Annotated in this window: 17 protein-coding genes and 1 pseudogene; 10 read left to right on the plus strand and 8 right to left on the minus strand. The window is 65.8% G+C overall.

Annotated features, from left to right (window positions below):
- Positions 1–145 precede the first annotated feature (145 nt).
- From lipY to EET10_RS07700, 3 genes and pseudogenes are all read left to right on the plus strand, one after another.
- Positions 146–1,792, plus strand: coding sequence for a triacylglycerol lipase LipY (gene lipY / locus EET10_RS07690; protein WP_167480146.1), 1,647 nt, complete (start codon positions 146–148; stop codon positions 1,790–1,792).
- A 120-nt stretch (positions 1,793–1,912) separates the two neighbouring features.
- Positions 1,913–2,185 (plus strand): hypothetical protein, encoded by a 273-nt coding sequence (locus EET10_RS07695; protein WP_136624719.1) that lies wholly within the window; start codon positions 1,913–1,915, stop codon positions 2,183–2,185.
- Positions 2,182–2,576 (plus strand): annotated as a pseudogene (locus EET10_RS07700) (universal stress protein). Before EET10_RS07695 ends, EET10_RS07700 begins: the two are co-directional and overlap by 4 nt.
- 210 nt (positions 2,577–2,786) lie before the next feature.
- Here EET10_RS07700 and EET10_RS07705 read toward each other — a convergent pair.
- Complete coding sequence (locus EET10_RS07705) at positions 2,787–3,452, minus strand: TetR/AcrR family transcriptional regulator (RefSeq protein ID WP_122502031.1); 666 nt, start codon at positions 3,450–3,452, stop codon at positions 2,787–2,789.
- Positions 3,453–3,584: 132 nt separating this feature from the next.
- On the opposite strand from EET10_RS07705, the gene EET10_RS31590 reads away from it, so the two are divergent.
- From EET10_RS31590 to EET10_RS07715, 3 genes are read left to right on the plus strand one after another with little or no spacing between them, the layout of a single operon-like run.
- Complete coding sequence (locus EET10_RS31590) at positions 3,585–3,713, plus strand: hypothetical protein (RefSeq protein WP_276860625.1); 129 nt, start codon at positions 3,585–3,587, stop codon at positions 3,711–3,713.
- A complete protein-coding gene (locus EET10_RS07710; RefSeq protein WP_036404069.1) occupies positions 3,710–4,504 on the plus strand; it encodes a spirocyclase AveC family protein in 795 nt (264 codons plus the stop codon). The genes EET10_RS31590 and EET10_RS07710 overlap by 4 nt, the downstream gene beginning before the upstream one ends.
- The gene (locus EET10_RS07715; RefSeq protein WP_036404067.1) at positions 4,505–5,713 is read left to right on the plus strand and encodes a cytochrome P450; all 1,209 of its coding nucleotides are present in this window, start codon (positions 4,505–4,507) and stop codon (positions 5,711–5,713) included. It begins immediately after the preceding gene.
- Between the two features lie 15 nt (positions 5,714–5,728).
- Here EET10_RS07715 and EET10_RS07720 read toward each other — a convergent pair whose 3' ends face one another.
- From EET10_RS07720 to EET10_RS07730, 3 genes are all read right to left on the minus strand, one after another.
- Positions 5,729–6,133: a hypothetical protein gene (locus EET10_RS07720; protein ID WP_136624720.1), complete on the minus strand. Its 405-nt coding sequence runs from the start codon at positions 6,131–6,133 to the stop codon at positions 5,729–5,731.
- 104 nt (positions 6,134–6,237) lie between these two features.
- Positions 6,238–7,371: a glycoside hydrolase 5 family protein gene (locus EET10_RS07725; RefSeq protein WP_063466375.1), complete on the minus strand. Its 1,134-nt coding sequence runs from the start codon at positions 7,369–7,371 to the stop codon at positions 6,238–6,240.
- Positions 7,372–7,490: 119 nt separating this feature from the next.
- Positions 7,491–7,976 (minus strand): winged helix-turn-helix transcriptional regulator, encoded by a 486-nt coding sequence (locus EET10_RS07730; RefSeq protein WP_036404063.1) that lies wholly within the window; start codon positions 7,974–7,976, stop codon positions 7,491–7,493.
- Between the two features lie 79 nt (positions 7,977–8,055).
- Between EET10_RS07730 and EET10_RS07735 the strand changes: the two genes are divergently transcribed.
- The 3 genes from EET10_RS07735 (at position 8,056) to EET10_RS07745 (ending at position 11,083) form a co-directional block, all read left to right on the plus strand.
- Positions 8,056–9,195: an acyl-CoA dehydrogenase family protein gene (locus EET10_RS07735; protein ID WP_036404062.1), complete on the plus strand. Its 1,140-nt coding sequence runs from the start codon at positions 8,056–8,058 to the stop codon at positions 9,193–9,195.
- 5 nt (positions 9,196–9,200) lie between these two features.
- Positions 9,201–10,199 carry an LLM class F420-dependent oxidoreductase gene (locus EET10_RS07740; protein ID WP_122502760.1) on the plus strand — a complete coding sequence of 333 codons (999 nt, stop codon included), beginning with the start codon at positions 9,201–9,203 and terminating at the stop codon, positions 10,197–10,199.
- Between the two features lie 95 nt (positions 10,200–10,294).
- A complete protein-coding gene (locus EET10_RS07745) occupies positions 10,295–11,083 on the plus strand; it encodes a DUF5995 family protein (protein WP_036404059.1) in 789 nt (262 codons plus the stop codon).
- A 15-nt stretch (positions 11,084–11,098) separates the two neighbouring features.
- Here EET10_RS07745 and EET10_RS07750 read toward each other — a convergent pair whose 3' ends face one another.
- Positions 11,099–11,803: a lycopene cyclase domain-containing protein gene (locus EET10_RS07750; protein ID WP_051490573.1), complete on the minus strand. Its 705-nt coding sequence runs from the start codon at positions 11,801–11,803 to the stop codon at positions 11,099–11,101.
- A gap of 264 nt (positions 11,804–12,067) precedes the next feature.
- On the opposite strand from EET10_RS07750, the gene EET10_RS07755 reads away from it, so the two are divergent.
- Entirely contained in the window at positions 12,068–12,994 is a 927-nt protein-coding gene (locus tag EET10_RS07755; protein WP_122502033.1) for a DUF808 domain-containing protein, read from the plus strand.
- On the opposite strand, the gene EET10_RS07760 is transcribed toward EET10_RS07755, so the two are convergent.
- From EET10_RS07760 to EET10_RS07770, 3 genes are all read right to left on the minus strand, one after another.
- The gene (locus EET10_RS07760; protein WP_036404055.1) at positions 12,991–13,794 is read right to left on the minus strand and encodes an SDR family NAD(P)-dependent oxidoreductase; all 804 of its coding nucleotides are present in this window, start codon (positions 13,792–13,794) and stop codon (positions 12,991–12,993) included. The genes EET10_RS07755 and EET10_RS07760 overlap by 4 nt on opposite strands.
- A gap of 33 nt (positions 13,795–13,827) precedes the next feature.
- Complete coding sequence (locus tag EET10_RS07765; RefSeq protein ID WP_081260287.1) at positions 13,828–14,523, minus strand: TetR/AcrR family transcriptional regulator; 696 nt, start codon at positions 14,521–14,523, stop codon at positions 13,828–13,830.
- Between the two features lie 62 nt (positions 14,524–14,585).
- Entirely contained in the window at positions 14,586–15,203 is a 618-nt protein-coding gene (locus EET10_RS07770) for a DUF732 domain-containing protein (RefSeq protein WP_063466364.1), read from the minus strand.
- Positions 15,204–15,250: the final 47 nt, after the last annotated feature.

Consider the following 15,250-nt stretch of genomic DNA (forward strand, 5'->3'; position numbering starts at 1 on the left):
GGTCCGTCCTTGACACGCCCGCCTGCTGGTTTCGGCAACTGACAGAGCGACTGCGACAGAAACTCTTCGGCTAGAACCTGGGCGAGGTACGTTCCTGGAATAGGGCTGATCGAGGGGAACGAGGGAGAATCGAGGGGGAAAAGTAATGACCTTTTCGGTGTGGCCGCCCGAGGTCAATTCGGTGTTGCTGCTTGCTGGACCGGGATCGGGGCCGATGCGGGAGGCGGCAGCGGCCTGGGACGGGATCGGCAGTGAATTGAGCTCAGCGGCGAACGCATTCGGCTCGATAACCTCGGACCTGGGGGCTCAGGCCTGGCAAGGCGCGGCGTCGGCGTCCATGACGACCGCGGCAGCCCGGTACGTGGACTGGCTGGGAAGGGCAGCCGCTCAAGCCGAACGGTCAGCGGCCCAAGCCCGAGCGGCGGCCATCGCCTATGAAGCAGCGCTGGCCGGCATCGTGCACCCTGAACTGATCACCGCCAACCGCGGCCAATTGGTGTCGCTGGTGGTCTCTAACCTGTTCGGTCAAAACGCACCGGCGATCGCGGCTGCCGAGGCTGCCTACGAGCAGATGTGGGCTCAGGATGTCGTCGCGATGTGCGGATATCACAGCAATGCCGCGGCGACGGTCGCGCAGTTGGCCCCGTGGGAACAAGTGCTGCCCAATCTGCCTGGACTGCCGGGCGAATTCGCCAAAGTGATCGGGAACGGTTTCGCCTTGGTAGAGCAGGAAATTCAGCAGACTCCCACGGCACTGGCGGGCGCATTCACCCGAGTATCAGACACCCTCATCACCGGCATCTTCGGGTCACCGGCTAATCCGCCTTTCGCGGCAACGCAGACGGGAACCTTCACCGGCACACCATCGCTGGCGACAAGAATTGAAGAAGCCGCGCTGTGGCCGGTAAAACCCCTCCTGAATTTGTCCGGCCTGGAAACTCAAATCGCGTCGCCCGGGAGTCCGCTCCTGGCATTGTTTGCCAGCGATATCCCGCCGCTATCGTGGTTTCTCGGCAACTCCCCGCCACCGTTCTTGAATTTGCTGCTGGGAGAGACGGTCCAGTACACCACATACAACGGGATGAGCGTTGTACAGATCACGCCGGCTCATCCGACAGGTGAATACGTCGTCGCCATTCACGGTGGCGCGTTTATCTTTCCGCCCTCGTTCTTGCACTGGATCAATTACTCGGTGATGGCCCAGCAGACGGGCGCGACCGTTCAAGTCCCGATTTACCCGTTGCTGCAAGAAGGCGGTACCGCCGGCACGGTGGTACCCACGATGGCCGGTTTCATCTCCACGCAAATCGCTCAACATCAGCCGTCCAACGTCAGCGTGATCGGCGACTCCGCGGGCGGCAACCTCGCCCTGGCGGCTACCCAATACCTGGTGGACCACGGCGAGCCCGTACCGGCGTCGATGGTTCTGGTGTCGCCATGGCTAGACGTAGGAATGACCAATCCGAACATTGCGTTAATCCAGGATCCGTTGCTTCCTGTCGGGCCTGCGCAGCAGATCGGCAAGGTGTGGGCAGGCAATCTCGGCGTGAACGACCCGCTGGTGAGTCCACTCAACGGCTCGCTGAGCGGACTGCCGCCAACATATGTCTACTCGGGCAACCTGGACATCCTGGCGGCCGACGTGTTGGTCCTGCAGCAAGCGGCGGCGACCCAAGGGGCCCCGATCAGCTTCGTCCTGGCCAACGGCCAGATTCACGACTGGATTCTGCTTACTCCCGACGGTGTCCAATACTGGCCGCAGATCAACCGGGAACTCGGTATCGCGGCCTGATCCCGCAACCGACTGGCGACGGGTAGCCGGATAGGCGTCGCGCCGTTGTTTACGACCGCTCGGGCGGGGAACTCAATCAGCTGCTTCGGTTGTCCGCGACGACTGGCGGAAGGAGCCATGGTGGCGGTCAAGAGTCTCGCCGGCTTCGCCGGCGCTTTTCATGAGGCCGTCGTTGCGGTACTGGATGCAATCGTCACCGCCGGGGACGAACGCCGCGAGCACCTCGAGCACGCCAAGCGCGCAGTCGAAAAGGCGTTACGCGATTCCCGCAGCGGCGCAGAGTGGTATCTGGCCGAGCACCTACGCCAGGGGATCAAGGACGTGGAGGCGCGAACGCGGGACGCCGCCTACTTTTCCTGGGCGCCGGCACCCGATCCGCGAGTTCGCAGATGAGTACTTACCAGACCTTAATAGTGGGAACGGACGGCTCGCAGACGTCGTTGTGTGCGGTCTACCGGGCAGGGGAAATTGCCGCGGAGCGCAAAGCCGGGCTGATCATTGCGACGGGGCACCCGTCGAGGTCGTCGGCGGCGCGCAGATCGTCGGCGATCTCGCGCGAGGCCAGCGCCTGGGCAACAGCGGCCGGCGCGAAAGATGTCGAGACCAAACCGATCCCGGGCGCTCCGGCGGCCGCGCTGGTGGACCTGGCCGGAAGGTCAAGGCAGATCTGCTGATAGTTGGCAGGGTCGGACTGGATCCGATGATCGGCCGGATTTTCTCGGTGCCGGGCAATGTCTCACGCAAGGCCCAAATCGACGTGCTGATCGTCAATACCACCGCCTGAATATGACCCTCGGCGGCTATGTGGGCTGCGCGTGGTCGGGCACCTCCTGAGAGGCTGACGCGGTCACAGGCCACATCAGCCTCACTGAGGCGGGCGCGGGCGATCTTGGAATGCGCTATCACCGGCGCCGGCACTTTTCAACGCAACCCCCGGGCCACGCTTGACCCGCGGGTCTGCGACCGCCCGGGCCGGGTCGGGCACGGTTGGCGCTCAGTCATGCCGGTGCAGGAAGCCGTGCAAAATCGCCTGGACGAGTTCGTCGATGATCGCCTCGCGCGGGGGCTGCTCAGGGCCGAAGAAGGCCGACCGCAGTGCGACCATGCCGACAATCATCGCCACCGTCGAGTGCGCCGGCAGGTCCGGCTGATTCGACCGGATCCCGCGTATCCGCATGCCCTCGGTGCTGATCCGACCGAGCACCGCGATGGCCCGGCGAATGTCGGCGATACCCGCGCCCGCAATCTCCGCCTGGCTGAACGCCTCCGATGCCGCCAGCGTCAGGAGCAGACCCCGATGCTCCACGAGCACGTCGTAGAGCTGCTCGACGAAATGGCGGGTCAGTTCCACTTCGTCGGTCTCCTCGGGGACGACCGACTGCCACGTCCGGCTGAACTCGTCGACGAAGCTGACGAACGGACAGACCAGAGCTTCCCGGAAGAGCCCGGCCTTCGAGCCGAAGTGCCGGAAGAGCAGGTATTCGCTGACTCCGGCGGCCTCGGCGATTTCACGCGTGGTGGTGCTGCGGTAGTCCTGGCGGGCGAACAGTTCGCGGGCCGCATCGAGCAGGAGCCGGCGCGGCTCACCGCGGGGCCTGCGGAGCGGCTGAACCGCTGCCCGGCCCGCCTGCTGCTTCCGGGGCGAAGGTCGCTGGGACACGGTCTTTTTGCTCCCTGGGCACTCCTGGAACCGCGCTCAGCGGTCGACGGCATTCACGAGAGAGGGCCTTGACCCGCAACTTAGAATAGTAACCACTATTACAAGCTGGCCATCCTGCCGGAAGGGCGTGTTGTGGGCGCGGTGATCATGCTCGGAACCCTGTTCGGGCTGATCGTCGTCATCGTCGGCCTGGTCAGCTACTTCGACCCGGAAGCGCGCCCCGGCGAGCGCGACAAGCGCTCTCGAGGAGCGCCGAGTTGACGCCGTTGCTGACGGCGGCCGTAATCTTCGGCTGGGGTAGCGGCATCGTGTTCACCGCCATCGGTGTGTATCTGAGCGTTCGCCGCCGTCGCCTGCACCCGTTGCTGCTGCTGTGCATCTCGGCGATCTCGTTCTCGTGGATCGAGGCGCCCTACGACTGGGCGATGTACGCACAGTTCCCGCCCGCCCTGCCCCGGGTGCCGTCGTGGTGGCCGCTGAACATGACGTGGGGCGGGCTGCCGTCGTCCGTGCCGGTCGGCTACATCGGCTACTTCGTGTTGCCCGCCGTGATCGGCGCCCCGCTCGGGCGACGATTGAGCGCGCGGTTTGGCTGGCTCGCCGGGAATAATAGGCCGCTCACGCTGCTGATCGTCGGACTCGTCGTCGGCTTCTGCTGGGCCTTCGTCTTCAACGCGTTCGTCGGAGCCCGCCTCGGCGTCTTTCATTACGGCTACGTGATCCCCGGCCTGGCAATCTTCGAGGGCACCAAGCATCAATATCCGGTCTACGACGCCGTCGCATTGGGTGTGCAGATGATGGTCTTCACCTACCTGCTCGGCCGCACAGATACCGAAGGACGAAACGTCATCGAGATGTGGGCCGACAAGCGCTCGGGCAGCCGGCTGCAGTCGGCCGTGCTGTCCGTCGCCGCCGTCGTTGTCATCGGAAACGTCCTCTACGGAGCGGTTTTCGCGCCGCATCTCGCCACCAAGCTGGGAGGCTGGGTGACTTCGGGGCCGACGGAGCAGCTGTTCCCCGGCGTGGCGAACCAACCCCGGCAGGGCGGATGAGTGGCTGCCGACCAGACTGCGGAGCTTTACTACGACCCGTTCGACTTCGACATCGACGACGATCCGTATCCGGTGTGGAAACGGATGCGGGCCGAGGCCCCACTGTATTTCAACGACAAGTACACCTTCTATGCGCTGAGCCGCCACAATGACGTAGCGGCCGCACTGCATGATTGGCAGACGTATCGGTCGGGACGCGGGACCACGGCCGACATCTTGTTCAGCGGCATCGAAGTTCCGCCGGGCATCCTGCTGTTCGAGGATCCACCGCTGCACGATCTGCATCGGCGCCTGTTGTCGCGCGTTTTCACCCCCCGGCGAATGCTGGCTGTCGAAGGGCTGGTGCGCGAATTATGTTGTCGCGCATTGGATCCGCGTCGCGACTCAGCCGGGTTCGACTTCGTCGCCGATCTGGGCGCGATCATGCCGATGCGCACGATCGGCTACCTGTTGGGCATCCCCGAGGAGGCGCAACAGCTGATCCGCGATCGTAACGACCGCAACCTTGCGCTCGGACCGAGCCGAGAGGGGGTCAGCCCGACGATCTTCGAGGATTCGATGGCGATGTTCGCCGAGTACATCGAGTGGCGCGCGACACATCCCTCCGACGACTTGATGACGGATCTGCTCAACGCGGAAGTTGAAGAAGCAGACGGATCCCGTCGCCGGCTGCAACGCACCGAAGTTCTGGCCTACACCGCGATGATCGCCGGCGCCGGCAACGAAACCACCGCCCGGCTGATCGGTTTCATGGGCCAACTGCTCGGCGAGCACCCCGACCAACGACACGAGCTTGTCCGTGATCCGTCCCTGATCGCCTCGGCGGTCGAGGAGACATTGCGCTACGAGCCGCCGTCGCCGGTGCAGGCGCGCTACGTCGCTCGCGACGTCGAGCTGTACGGGCACACCGTGACCGAGGGGTCCCACATGCTACTGCTCAACGGGTCGGCCAATCGGGACGAGACGAGATTCACCGAGCCGGATCGCTACGACATCCGCCGCACGGGTGGCCATTTGAGCTTCGGGCAGGGATTTCATTTCTGTCTCGGCGCAGCGCTGGCGCGGCTCGAGGCCCGGGTCGCATTCGAAGAGGTCCTCAAGCGATGGACCGACTGGGAGGTCGACTACGACAACGCCAGCAGGGCGCGGACGTCCAGTGTTCGGGGCTGGGCGCGACTACCGGTCAAGACGGTTGGGACCAAGCCCTGATCATGACGAAGCGGGTCAGCGGTGACCGGGCGCGTTGGGATTACAGTCGATGCGATCGGGGATGTAGCAGTCGGGAATGATCCAGTCGCTGAGCGGATCGTTGGGATTGACGCGCACCGAACCTTTCGGCAGCTCAGGAGCTTTGCCCGGTTCGAGGGCGAAGGTATTGGAGAAGATGGCCGGCTGATCGCGGACCAACCGGAGCAGCAGCCCACCCTGCCGGACACAGATAAGTCCAACGGCCGGTGACGCTTTGGACGGGTCCGGCATGGCCTCCGAGCTCGGGTAGACGAGGTTGCACAGATCCTGGGCGCTGAGGATGTGGTAGGGCGGGTCGTCGGCCTGCACCGGCGGGGCGAGAAACAGCCCCGCTCCGAGAAGACCCACTCCTATTGCACCTACGGCGAGTTCCCGAAACATGTCCACCACCTCGTGGTTGTGCGCGACTCAGCGGCATCATAGCGGCCGGAGGCGCGTGGCGGAACATTTCGCTTTCTCGCCCAAGCAGGCGATGCGGCGCAGCGTTATTCCTGCTGGACACCGGTCAGCTTGCGAATCGTTTGGAGTTCGCCGTCCTGATAGGCCCGCCCGTCCGGCCGCAGCAGGTCGCTGAACCACACCTTCGGTGGCGCGGGGTACGGGTGATCCCACGAGTCCCACGGCAGGTACGTCTGCGTCTTTCCGGCGACCAAACCCCAGTTGAACGCTCCCACGTTGTGCCGCTTGGCAATTGGCAGGATTCCCTCGACAGTGCTGCCCCGGGAGCGAGCCAGGTATTCGGTACAGACGACTGGGCGCCCCAGTGGCGAAAGTTCGGCGATCCGCGCCTCGAAGTCGGCCGGCGCGGCATAGCTGTGGAACGTGATCACGTCCGAGTTGTCCAGCTGGATGCCGCTGATGGTGCTGCGTTGGCCGGAGTCGGCCCAACTTCCTTGCCAGACCCCACTGGTCAACGGCTGGGCAGGATCGACTCCCCGCGCCCACCGGAACACCTGGGGCAGCAAGTCGGCGACCAGCGCCAGCTTGTCTTTGCGCTCCACCTTGCGATAGACGCGCGCGGGATTGTCTGGTTCATTCCATAGGTCCCAACCCAAAACCCGGTCGTCGCTGCGGAACTGGCCCACGACTCCGGTGACATAGTCGTAGAGCACACTGCGGTGGCGGTGGTCACCGAGGTGTTCGGCACCCGGGCTTTGCACCCACCCGGAGTTGTGCACGCCGGGCCGCGGTGCGCGCTGACGGCCCGGCCTGGGGAACGGGTCCCAGCAGGAGTCGAACAACACGAAAAGCGGCTTGATGCCGTGACGCGCGGCGATCGAGACGAACTGCGCGAGACGCCCTTGGAAGCCCTGGCGGTCCTGGGTCCACAGTTGGTCGTGCAGAAAGACGCGCACCGTGTTGAACCCGAGCGACCGCGCCGCGCCGAGTTCGCCGTCGATGCGCCGCGGGTCATAGGTGCCCGGCTGGAACATCTCCAGCTGGTTGACGGCGTTCGACGTGATGTAGTTGGCGCCGACGAGCCAGCCCTGCGCTCGATACCAGCTGTTGGCACGTTCGGCGGGCCACCGGCCCGGTTCGGCACCGGCGCGCGCGGCTGTGGTCAGCGCCGTGCCCGCTGCCAGCAACAGCGGTAGCTTGAGCGCGGTCCGACGGTCCACGAAAAAGACGATAATTTCCACAGGTGAGGTGGATAGGGTTGCTCGGCAACGTGTTTGGGGTTGCTTACCGATTCGAAACGTTCGAGCTTGGAAATTGTTACGTGCGGTGTGCCCAGCGGTTACGGCGATGCCGACGCGGTCGGCTTGTCGCGGAATCCCGGGCCGGCTTCGGGCGTCACATTGCGGGTAGTGATTTCCTCGCCGCAGCGTGAGCAGACCAGGCGCGGATCGACGAACTCTCCGCAGGTGTGATGGCGCAGCATGATCGGCGGCCCGTCGGGGTCGGGTAGGTGCTCGTCGCCCCACCGCATGAGCACGACGACCGCCGCGAAGAGTTCGCGGCCGGTCTCGGTAAGCCGGTACTCGTGCCGTTCAGGATCTTGCGAGTACGGAACCCGTTCCAGCAGGCCGGCGTCGACGAGCATCCGCAGCCGTGACGACAGGGTGGGCCGCGGAATAGTGAGATTGCGCGCGAACTGGCCGAAGCGCTGCACCCCGAAGAACGCCTCCCGCAGGATGAGCAGTGTCCAGCGCTCGCCGACCAACTCGAGGGCTCGCCCGACCGACTCCCCGGCGAAGCGGTGGGACAGATCGGCAGCGGCCATAGTTCAATGACTCTACCCGGTTCAATTACTGAACCGATAGGAGTACGTTGATTGAACCGTCACCGCCACAGGAGCCCCGATGCCTCAGCCGGACCCGACCGCCACCGACATCGTGACCGTCGCCGAGAAGATCGCACTCTCGGCTCGCGAGCTTTCCGGTCAGATCGACCACGATCGCCGACTTCCCGACCCACTCCTGGCCAGCCTGAATGCAGCCGGGCTGCTGCGCGCCACCATGCCCCTCGAGGTTGAGGCGTTGGAGCTGGCGCCCGGAGCGGCGCTGCGGTGCGCCGAAGCGATTGCGCGCGGTGACGCTTCCGCGGGATGGTGCGTGTCGATCGCGATCACCAGCGCCCTGCTGGTCGCCTACCTGCCGGAGTCCAGCCGCGAGGAGATGTTCGGCGGCGGACGGGGTGTCGCGGCCGGGGTGTGGGCGCCGCGGGGCACGGCGAAGTCGGGGGACGGCGGTGTCGTGGTGTCCGGGCGCTGGCCGTTCTGCAGCGGGATCAGCCACGCGGACATGATGTTCGCGGGTTGCTTCGTCGACGATCAGCGGGTGCCCTCCGTCGTCGCGTTGCCCAAAGCGGACCTGAAGGTCCTCGACACCTGGCACACCCTGGGCCTGCGTGGCACCGGCAGCCACGACAGCATCGCCGACGAGGTTTTCGTGCCCGCCGACCGGGTGTTCTCGGTGTTCGACGGACCCGCCCTGGAACGGCCGCTGTACCGCTTTCCGGTGTTCGGCTTCTTCGCGCTGTCGATCGGCGCCGCCGCATTGGGCAATGCCCGCGCCGCGATCGACGACCTCGTCGAACTGGCCGCCGGAAAGAAGGGCCTGGGCTCCACGCGCACCCTGGCCGAACGCCCGGCGACCCAGGCTGCGGTGGCGACGGCCGAAGCGGCGCTGGATGCAGCGCGCACGCTGTACTACCAGGCGATCGACGCTGCGTGGCGGGCCAGCCACGATGCTGATGCGGTGCCGGTGGCGTTGCGCAACCGGCTCCGGCTGGCGGCCACGCATGCGGTGCGGACTTCGGCCGACGTGGTGCGCACCATGTACGACCTGGCGGGGGGCAGCGCCATTTACGACAGCTCGCCACTGCAGCGCCGGTTCCGGGACGCCTTCACGGCCACCGCCCACTTCCAGGTCAACGAGGCCTCCCGTGAGCTGTCCGGCCGGGTGCTGCTCGACCAGCCCAGCGACGTGTCGATGCTGTGAGCGGCATGGACGTTGAAGTCGCCCTGCCGTTTTGGCTTGACCGGCCCGACCACGAAGCGATGGAAGTCGCACCGGCGGCCCGCGACGCGGGCTTCGACGGCCTCTGGATCGGCGAGATGGCCACTCATGACGGGTTCGCGCTGGGGACCGCGATCGGGCTGCGGGCGCCCAACCTGACCCTGAAAATCGGCCCGCTGGCCGTCGGTGTCCGCAGCCCGGTGGCACTGGCGCTGGGAGTCGGTTCGGTTGCCTCCCTCACCGGCAATCGGGTCGACCTTGCCCTGGGGGCGTCCAGTCCGGCGATCGTGAGCGGCTGGCACAACCGCCAGTGGGCACACCATGTGCCGGTCATGCGCGAGACCATCGAATGCCTGCGGTCGATATTGACCGGCGAGCGCGTCGACTACGTCGGCCGGCACGTCAGCAGCCGTGGTTTCCGGCTCCGCACCGCACCGCACGGTACCCGAATTGCGTTGGGGGCGTTCGGTCCTGGCATGATCCGGCTGGCGGCCCAGCATGCCGACGAGGTGGTGCTCAACCTCGCGTCGCCGGCGCGCGTCGCGCAGGTTCGCGAGGTGATCGACGCCGCAGCCGCCGCGGTCCGCCGTCCCGCACCGCGGCTGACGGTGTGGGTGCCGGTCGCGGTCAACCCGGGTGCTGCTGCACACGCGCAGCTGGCGGGTCAGGTGGCCGTCTATCTCGGGCCGCCCGGCTACGGCGAAATGTTCGCCACGCTGGGCTTCGGCGACCTCGTCCGCAGGGCGCGCACCGGCGCGACGCGACGCGAACTGTCGGCGGCCGTCCCCGTCGAACTGCTCGACCAGGTAGGTGCGCTGGGCGACGCCGACCGGATCGCGGCCCGGCTGCGCGCCTACCACCGAGCCGGGGCCGACTGTCTGGCCGTCGTGCCCTCGACAGCCGAAGACCCGGGTGGCCGAGCGACGCTGCGCGCTGTCCGGGAGATCGTGCCCCTGGTCGACACCGAGTGCCGTCCTGTCGAGTAGCCCAATCCCCGGATCTGCTGGTCAACTGCCCAGCCACGGGCACGGTCACGTCGAAACCGAGGACAATCCGGTGGCCGGCGACGATACTCAGCGGCATGGTCGCGACGCTGCCTTCCCCGCGTCTGATGGACGTTTCCACGATGGACGAGGTCATCGAAGACATCGAAGCGGTCATCGAATGGTCGGGGGAGACGGCGAGCCGGGTCGGCTACTTCGCGCTGGTGTACAAGCGGGCAACCATCGCGGTTCGCGATGCCATCAACGCGGGAATGTTCGCCGACCGACAGCGGATGACGCGGTTCGGCGTGGCATTCGCTCGCCGGTACTTCGATGCCGTGCAGAGCCGGTTCGGCGGTGACCACCGGAAGCCGACCCGGGTGTGGCAGGTCGCCTTCGATGTGAACGCCGCCGATAGCCCAATTGTCTTGCAGCACATCCTCACCGCGATGACCGCCCACGACACTTTCGACCTTGGTATTGCCGCCGCCGCGACGGCCGGAGATTCGCTGGAGCCGCTGCAGAGCGATTTCGACATCGTCAATGCCATTCTCAGCAGCCAGATCGGCGGAGTCCTGGACAGCATCGATCGCATTTCACCCGTCATGGCGGGGCTCCGTAAGATGTTGGGCAACAAGGACATCGGCTTCGTCGGCGCGGAACTCAAGCGTTCTCGTGACCTCGCGTGGACAATCGCGCAACAGCTTATCGCCGAGCCAGAGTCCAGCCGCGGCAAAATAGTCGACGATTACGACGCCATGATTGCCCGGGAGATCGAAAAATACTTGAACCCGCCGTGGGCGATATCGAAAATGGTCAAAGCCATCGCCAAGGGAGAAAGCCGCGACATAGCCTACAACCTGGGCATGCTTGACCAGACGGCATAATCACCTGACCGGTATTCAGCGGCTGATTTCGTGGTCCCGCGCAGCAGAGATTCTGGCGAAGAAGTATTCTGCGACACTGGAATACATGAGGCCATAGGACAACGCGAACAGTAATTCCTCCAGCGGGACCCCCGCGATGACCACACCCGAAAGGGCGGACAAGTTCCACACATGGAACAGGTAGCGCGGATATACCGCAGTGAACGTCACGAAGCACACAAAATACAGTCCCATGAATAGAAAGCCGGCCAGCATAATCATCGGGATCCGCGCCGGCCAGCATGCGCACGCGGCGGCGACACCGGCAAACAGCGCGATGACCGTGACGTAGATCGGGTTCACATTCGTCGTGGTGATGAGAGCGACAAAGACCGAGATCGGGAAAACCAGGGCAAGAATTTGGAGGGAGCGTGCACAGTGCGGTTGCCGCCCGCTTTTCCGGCCGATCTTGCGGAGCCCCGTGTAGATGGCGGCAACCATTCCGCCCGCCGCGAATGAGAACACAACACTTTCGATATCGACACCTATTCTGTTGTTCAGATCAAACAGACTCGGCGGATTCCAGTATCCGGACAAGAAGAGCGGTTCGGCAAGTCCGGTCAGTGCGGTGATCCCGCTGACCCGCAACATCGTCATGCGGCGCGCGGTATCCGCCTGGACCCAGAACCCGACCCAGATCAGCATCAGCCCTGCGCTGCCGATCAGATATGCATAGGTCACCTTCCGACTCGCTTTCTGGCTGTCCGGCCCACCCAGTTAGTCCCAGTTAGCGCCAGCATGCGGTAAGCGTGGGTTTAGCTTTGGCGCTTCGGGTGAAGTCTCAGGCGTGTCCGAGACGACCGAACTGACCAGCGGCGCCATCGCTCGGACGTGCGCAGGCCGCGGCGCCAAGGTGATCGTGGCAAACGGGGCCGGCTTAGCCGGCTTAGCCGACGGCCGAGTGCAACGGCAAACGGTAACCTCGATCGCCATGGGGGAGACGCGATGAGCGGGGGGCTGTTCGGCCTCCTGGACGACGTCGCGGCCCTGGCGCGGCTGGCCGCGGCCTCGGTCGACGACATCGGCAGCGCGGCCGGCCACGCGACCGTCAAGGCTGCCGGAGTGGTCGTCGACGACACCGCGGTCACGCCGCAATACGTGCACGGCATCACCGCCGAGCGCGAACTGCCGATCATCAAGCGCATTGCAATCGGATCGCTGCGCAACAAGCTGCTGATCATCCTGCCCGCCGCGATGCTGCTCAGTCAGTTCCTGCCGTGGCTGCTGACCCCGATCCTGATGCTGGGCGCCACCTACCTCTGCTACGAGGGTGCCGAAAAAGCCTGGAGCAGCATCCGCGGTCATGGTTCCGAGGCCGGCCCGGCCAGCGAGCAGGAGGTGGTGAGCGGCGCAGTCCGGACCGACCTCATCCTGTCGGCCGAGATCATGGTGATCGCTCTCAACGAGGTGGCCAGCCAGAGGTTCCTGCCGCGGCTCGTCATCCTGATCGTTGTTGCCCTGATCATCACCGCAGTGGTGTATGGGGCCGTCGGCGCCATCGTCAAGATGGACGACGTTGGCCTGCGGCTTGCCGACACCGGATCCCGTTTGGGCCGGCAGGTCGGCCGGGGCCTGGTCGCCGCGATGCCGAAACTGCTCTCAGCGCTCGCGACGGTCGGGACGGTGGCCATGCTGTGGGTGGGCGGCCACATCCTGTTGGTCGGCAGCGACCGCGTCGGCTGGCACCCGCCGTACGCCTTGGTTCACCACGTCGAGGAGCAGGTGCGCCACGTCGCGGGATCCGTGGGCGCGGTGCTTGCCTGGCTGGTCGACACCGGAACTTCGGCGGTCATCGGCTTGGCCGTCGGAGCGGTCGTGGTGGCGCTGGTGCATGCGTTGCCGTTCCGGCGGGACGGTCGCACCGCCGGCTAGATGAAGTCCGAGCCCCCGTCGACGTTCACCGTCGCGCCGGTGACATAGCCGTTGCGCCGCGACACCAAGTAAGCGGTGACGGAGGCGACCTCCTCGGGAAGACCGGCGCGGCCCAGATCGCATGGGTGGTGAAAATGCTTGTCAATCCACGTCATAACGTCGTGCGGATTGGTGGCATCCAGGCCGTCGGCGGCCAGTGCATCGTTGAGCTGTTCGGTGAAGCTAGCCGTGACGATGGTCCCCGGGCACACGCAGTTCACCAGAATGCCGTCCTTGGCAAGGCTTTTCGACAAGTTCTTGGTGACACTGGTCAGCGCTGCCTTCGATGCGGTGTAGCCGACCAGCCGCGGACTCTGCCGCTGAATGGAGTGCGCGGACAGGGTCACGATGCGGGCCCAGTCAGCGGCCCGCAGCAACGGCAAGGCCGCGCGAATCGAACGGACACCCGACATGGTGCCCAGTGTGAACGCGGCATCCCAGGCCGTATCGTCCATCTCTTCGAAATACCCGTCGCCCGGTCCGATCGTGTGGACCAGGCAATTCAGCTGCCCCCAGCGCTCGGATACGGCGGCGAAGGCACCGGCAATGGCGGCGGCGTCGGCCATGTCCGCACTGATTCCGACGGCATCCGGGGAGCCGGCAACGCGCAGTCTGTCCACTGCCGCATCGAGCGCCTCCCTGCCCCTGGCGACGACGGCCACACTGGCTCCTTCGGCGGCGAGGGTTTCCGCGATGGCCAAGCCCATGCCCTTGCTGCCCCCGGTGACCACAGCTTTCGATCCGGTGAAGCCGAGGTCCATCGCACCTTCTTAGCAGGCGGCTTAGCGGGCCGCTTAGCAGCCGGTGCCGGCTACTTCGGCGATGGTGTCCGGCGCCACGCCCAGCCCGCGCAAGCAGAACCGGACGGTGCGTTGCCGAACGCCGTCGCGTTCACCGTCACCGGATGCCCACTGCCGCTCGGTGCTCGCCCACACCACACCCTGGATGGAGTGCGCCTCGCTCACCGGATCGATGTCGCGGAACACCTCCTGTTGCAGGCCCAGGTGAAGCTGTTCGACCAGAGGCTCCAGCGTTTCGGCATAGGCCGGTGCGACGAGCTCAGGGGCGTTGAGCATGTGTGCTTGGGCCTCCACCGACAGGTGGCGCAGGTCGGCCTTCACGTTCTCGTCGAAGGCCAGGTCCAGTCGCGCGTCGATCCAGGCGGCCACCGCCTCGACCGGGTTGGCTGCCTTGGCCATTTGGGTTCGCAGCCGCGTTGCCTCGACCCGGGCCACCTCCAGGAAGACCGCCGCAACCAGTTGGTCTTTCGATTCGAAGTGCCGGTAGAAGGCACGGGTGCTCAGCTGCGCGCGGTCGAGGACGGTGGCGACGTTGAGCCCGCGTACCCCGTGCTCGCGCACCGACATCGAGGCGGCCACCAGGATGGCGCGTCGGATGCCGGGGTCCGGAGCAAGTTTGTGTCGACGCCGCGTGAGCCGGCCGCCGAGGTTGGTGGGTTGGCGGGAATTCCGGCTACTCGGATCCGTCATAGATGCGTAGGTACCCACCGCGCGGCCCACGAACACCCCGACGAGAGTCGTTCCGGGAAGCGTTACGGACAATAGGTGCGCATCGAGATCGCCACGTAATCCTCGGCGTTGCTGCTCAGCGCCGGATTGCTGGCCCGAAATGCCGCCACGATCTGGTCCACCGTCATGCCCCGGCGAAAGTTCAGGCAGACCAACTTGCCGTTGTAGACGGCGGCGTCGGGATTGGCGAAGGTGATGCCGCGGTCGTTGAGGGCCTGAATGTATCCGCTGTCCTGCTCCGGGGTCGAGGCGATGGTCGTGGGAGCCGGCGCGGTGGTCGCTGTGGGGGCGGCCGTCGTCGCCGCCGGAGCCGCGGGCGGCTGCGCCCCCTGGCGGGGGGACTTCTCCGTGGTCAGCGCCCAACCGCCGATCACGATGAGCACCGCGATGCCGATACCGAGCAGCAGCAGCGCCGAGGCGCGGCCCCACGTGGTGCCCCAGGTCTGGCCGGCCGCTTCGATTGCGACGGGCTGCTCGTCGTCGCGGAGGTCCTTGCCTTCGTCGGGTTCGGTGGGTTCGTCGGCTTCGTCGGTGTGCGACCATGCCGTGTGAACTGCATCGGTGGGTGCCGAATTCGGCAGGGCGGCAGTCTCGCCGCCGAGTGCGGCGGTGTCCTCGGAAGCCGGGACCGGCTCGGCCATGGGGCCATGGTAGTCAGGCCCGAGTCGATGGGCGATTCGCCGGTTGC

Source organism: Mycobacterium pseudokansasii (assembly GCF_900566075.1).
GTDB classification, from domain to species: domain Bacteria; phylum Actinomycetota; class Actinomycetes; order Mycobacteriales; family Mycobacteriaceae; genus Mycobacterium; species Mycobacterium pseudokansasii.

Excerpts from the sequence above, each read along its gene's own strand:
- EET10_RS07730 (WP_036404063.1), bottom strand. The coding sequence starts at position 7,976 with ATGGCCGCTGCCGATCTGTCCCACCGCTTCGCCGGGGAGTCGGTCGGG.
- EET10_RS07765 (WP_081260287.1), bottom strand. The coding sequence starts at position 14,523 with ATGACGGATCCGAGTAGCCGGAATTCCCGCCAACCCACCAACCTCGGC.
- EET10_RS07760 (WP_036404055.1), bottom strand. The coding sequence starts at position 13,794 with ATGGACCTCGGCTTCACCGGATCGAAAGCTGTGGTCACCGGGGGCAGC.
- EET10_RS07740 (WP_122502760.1), top strand. The coding sequence starts at position 9,201 with ATGGACGTTGAAGTCGCCCTGCCGTTTTGGCTTGACCGGCCCGACCAC.
- EET10_RS07720 (WP_136624720.1), bottom strand. The coding sequence starts at position 6,133 with ATGTTTCGGGAACTCGCCGTAGGTGCAATAGGAGTGGGTCTTCTCGGA.
- EET10_RS07770 (WP_063466364.1), bottom strand. The coding sequence starts at position 15,203 with ATGGCCGAGCCGGTCCCGGCTTCCGAGGACACCGCCGCACTCGGCGGC.
- EET10_RS07735 (WP_036404062.1), top strand. The coding sequence starts at position 8,056 with ATGCCTCAGCCGGACCCGACCGCCACCGACATCGTGACCGTCGCCGAG.
- lipY (WP_167480146.1), top strand. The coding sequence starts at position 146 with ATGACCTTTTCGGTGTGGCCGCCCGAGGTCAATTCGGTGTTGCTGCTT.
- EET10_RS07745 (WP_036404059.1), top strand. The coding sequence starts at position 10,295 with ATGGTCGCGACGCTGCCTTCCCCGCGTCTGATGGACGTTTCCACGATG.
- EET10_RS07755 (WP_122502033.1), top strand. The coding sequence starts at position 12,068 with ATGAGCGGGGGGCTGTTCGGCCTCCTGGACGACGTCGCGGCCCTGGCG.